Origin of the sequence: uncultured Lamprocystis sp., assembly GCF_903933125.1 — a bacterium.
Classification (GTDB): domain Bacteria; phylum Pseudomonadota; class Gammaproteobacteria; order Chromatiales; family Chromatiaceae; genus Thiodictyon.
On the sequence record NZ_CAIZIZ010000210.1, the window covers coordinates 1 to 2,615 of the forward strand.

A 2,615-nucleotide genomic window follows, 5' to 3' on the forward strand; every position below is an offset into this window, starting at 1 on the left:
CGTAGGAGCGGCCCCCGGCCGCGACGGGTTGACGATCACGCTCAGTAGGGGGTGCGCCGTGCGCACCCTGACATACCGCCGTCGAACGCGGCGCCCAGGCCACGGTCGGCGCCACGGTGCACCCTACTCGGACGCGCTGTTGAGTGCATAGAACTCGTGCAGCTTGGCCTGGAGCAGGCGCTTGTCCGGCAGCCGAGTGCGATATTCAGCCACCAGGGCCGGTGACAGCGACCGGCTCAGGGCATACTCGACCACCTCGTCGTCCTTGCTCGCGCAGAGCAAGACGCCGATCGCCGGGTTCTCATGGGGCTTGCGCAGGTCCCGGTCCAGCGCATCAAGGTAGAACTCCAGCGTGCCCAGGTACTCTGGCTCGAAGCGGCCCAGCTTCAGTTCAAAGTCCACCAGACAATTGAGCCCACGGTGGAAGAACAGCAGGTCCAGCACGAAGTCGCGTCCGCCCACCTGCAGGGGGACTTGCGAGCCGACGAAACAAAAATCGCGCCCGAGTTCGATCAGAAAGTCCCGTCGCTTGCACTGCCCGAGAATCATCAGATGGTGGGTCCATGAAATTTGTCGCACCAGTGGCGCGACTGTTTCATCCTCCCGGTAGGTCTCGTAGAACTGGCGCATGCGGAACAGATTGCTCCGCGTGAACCCGCGCAGCCCGGGCTGAGTCCTGGCCAGATAGTCCGCCAGTTGCTGCACCACGGCGTCGCCCCACTCCGCCGTTTCCAGCTTGCGGCTGAGGTGCGCACCCACCTGCCAGTAGAGATCGATCAGGGTCGTGTTGACCGCCTGCAGCGCCTGGTGGCGCGCGGACTCGATCAGCCGGGCGATCTCGGCGAAGTCCGTGGGTATTGGATTAGCAGCGCCGATAGGCGTCATGTCGCTCATATTAATGACGTACCACCAAGGTATCCGTCAAATAGCGCCCGAACAGGTCGTCATAGGTGATGATACGCAGGTCTTCACAGGTGGCCTGGGCAATGAGCAGCCGATCGAAGGGATCTTTATGATAAGTCGGTAGTTCAAGAACGGCCTGGGTGTGATAAGGCGTGATATTGAGCCAGCGGAATCCCTGCGCCGTGATGTCATCAACGATCGCGCGTGACGGCAGGTCCATCTTTCCAATGCCATGCTTGATCGCCATTTCCCACACCGATACGGCGCTCACGAAGGCGCCGTTACGCTCGATCAAATCAACGGTTGCGCGATCGGTCAGCTCGTCCAGCATCCAGTCGTAAATGATGCAGGTATCAAGCAGCAGGCGCATCACTGTCTCCGAGAAACAGCCCCTCGATCTGCGCCTGTGTCTCTGCGGAATTCCAATCAGAGCTGTGGGCTACGAGACCCTTCCAGGCGCCGGGCGGTTTGATCGGCATCTGCCCGTAGGGAACGATCTTTGCCACCGGTACACCGTTGCGCGCGAGCAGCACCTCCTCGCCGCGCTCGACCGCTGCGACCAGACTGGACAAGCGGTTCTTGGCTTCCAACATATTGACTTGCATGATGTCACTCCGCGGGCCGATGCTTGGCCAAGCTTAGCCAATAATGGCCTCGATTGCCATCGCTTGCTGCCGGACGGGGCATCCGCCCCGTCCGAAACGTTTTCTCAGGGCTTGCGGGCTCGTACCGACGATTGGCGACGGAATAAACATCCGGAACGGGACGAATGTCCCGTCCCGCCGCGAACCGCTTCGCTTGTTCCACCCTACGGCACTGCTTCATGTCGGCAAATCCCCCTGGTTCGGGTTCTGAAAATGCGCCCAGGCCAGCCGGTAGTCCGCCTCGCGGTTGGCGAGGTTGAAGGGGGCGACGTAGGTGATGGTCCGCGCGACGGGGCCGCCGGGCAGGGTGTCGTCGAGGATGGGGCGTTCGACGCGGGTGCCGGCGGGCACCTGGGGTTGGCCGTCCTTGGGCTGGATGTCCTCCCAGCCGAGGCGGCGCTGTGTGGGGCAGCCTTCCAGGCTGCGCACTGTGCATTCGACATCGCGCTTGCCGGCCTTGCGCGGCAGGCCGACGCCGACCAGGCCCTTGCTGGCGGTGAAGACGATGCGGCCCGCGGCGTCGTACCAGGTGTCCTGTTCGTATTGGCGCATCACCGGGAACTGGACGCGGTAGATGGTCAGCAATTCATCGAGCGTCAGGCCCAGGGCCTGGGGGGCCAGTACGTCGATCTCCACCAGGGCCTGGCGGCGGGCGTAGTCGGTGCGCAGGGCGCAGTGGCGTTGCCAGGTGGGAGTGAGTTTCTGGAAGAAGTCTTGCGGCAGGCGGGGGTCGGGGCTGGACCAGTGGTCTTGCTGGAAGGCGGGGCTCCAGCATTCTTGCCAGAGGTCGGCGTAGTGGGTGGTGAGGCAGTTGAGCGATAGCACCCTGACGAATAAGGCTATTCTGCGATTCGCAAGACTAAGATCGAGCACCGGTAACAAACGAACGGAGTCATCACGAAAGTCCTTTTTCCCAATGGATCTAAAGAACTCGACTTTGGCCATTTCAGGGAGTCGAGGCCAGTTGATTCAGCACGCGTTGCCAATCCTGGCGGGAAATAACGAGGGCGTCCGGGTCTGCGGTTGAGTTGACGAAATTCGCCGCCGCCCAACTGGTGCGGCGCACCA

Annotated in this window: 4 protein-coding genes; all 4 read right to left on the reverse strand. The window is 62.3% G+C overall.

Features of this window, described 5'->3' with window-relative positions; genetic code table 11:
• Positions 1–123 precede the first annotated feature (123 nt).
• Complete coding sequence (locus QZY03_RS10565; RefSeq protein WP_295580761.1) at positions 124–885, reverse strand: PDDEXK nuclease domain-containing protein; 762 nt, start codon at positions 883–885, stop codon at positions 124–126.
• Positions 886–895: 10 nt separating this feature from the next.
• Complete coding sequence (locus QZY03_RS10570) at positions 896–1,273, reverse strand: type II toxin-antitoxin system VapC family toxin (protein WP_295580763.1); 378 nt, start codon at positions 1,271–1,273, stop codon at positions 896–898.
• The gene (locus QZY03_RS10575; protein ID WP_295580765.1) at positions 1,257–1,508 is read right to left on the reverse strand and encodes a type II toxin-antitoxin system Phd/YefM family antitoxin; all 252 of its coding nucleotides are present in this window, start codon (positions 1,506–1,508) and stop codon (positions 1,257–1,259) included. The genes QZY03_RS10570 and QZY03_RS10575 overlap by 17 nt, the downstream gene beginning before the upstream one ends.
• A 216-nt stretch (positions 1,509–1,724) precedes the next feature.
• A complete protein-coding gene (locus tag QZY03_RS10580) occupies positions 1,725–2,492 on the reverse strand; it encodes a hypothetical protein (protein WP_295580767.1) in 768 nt (255 codons plus the stop codon).
• Between the last annotated feature and the right edge of the window lie 123 nt (positions 2,493–2,615).

Coding starts and splice junctions, on each gene's coding strand:
- QZY03_RS10565 (WP_295580761.1), bottom strand. CDS start 885: ATGACGCCTATCGGCGCTGCTAATCCAATACCCACGGACTTCGCCGAG.
- QZY03_RS10570 (WP_295580763.1), bottom strand. CDS start 1,273: ATGCGCCTGCTGCTTGATACCTGCATCATTTACGACTGGATGCTGGAC.
- QZY03_RS10575 (WP_295580765.1), bottom strand. CDS start 1,508: ATGCAAGTCAATATGTTGGAAGCCAAGAACCGCTTGTCCAGTCTGGTC.
- QZY03_RS10580 (WP_295580767.1), bottom strand. CDS start 2,492: ATGGCCAAAGTCGAGTTCTTTAGATCCATTGGGAAAAAGGACTTTCGT.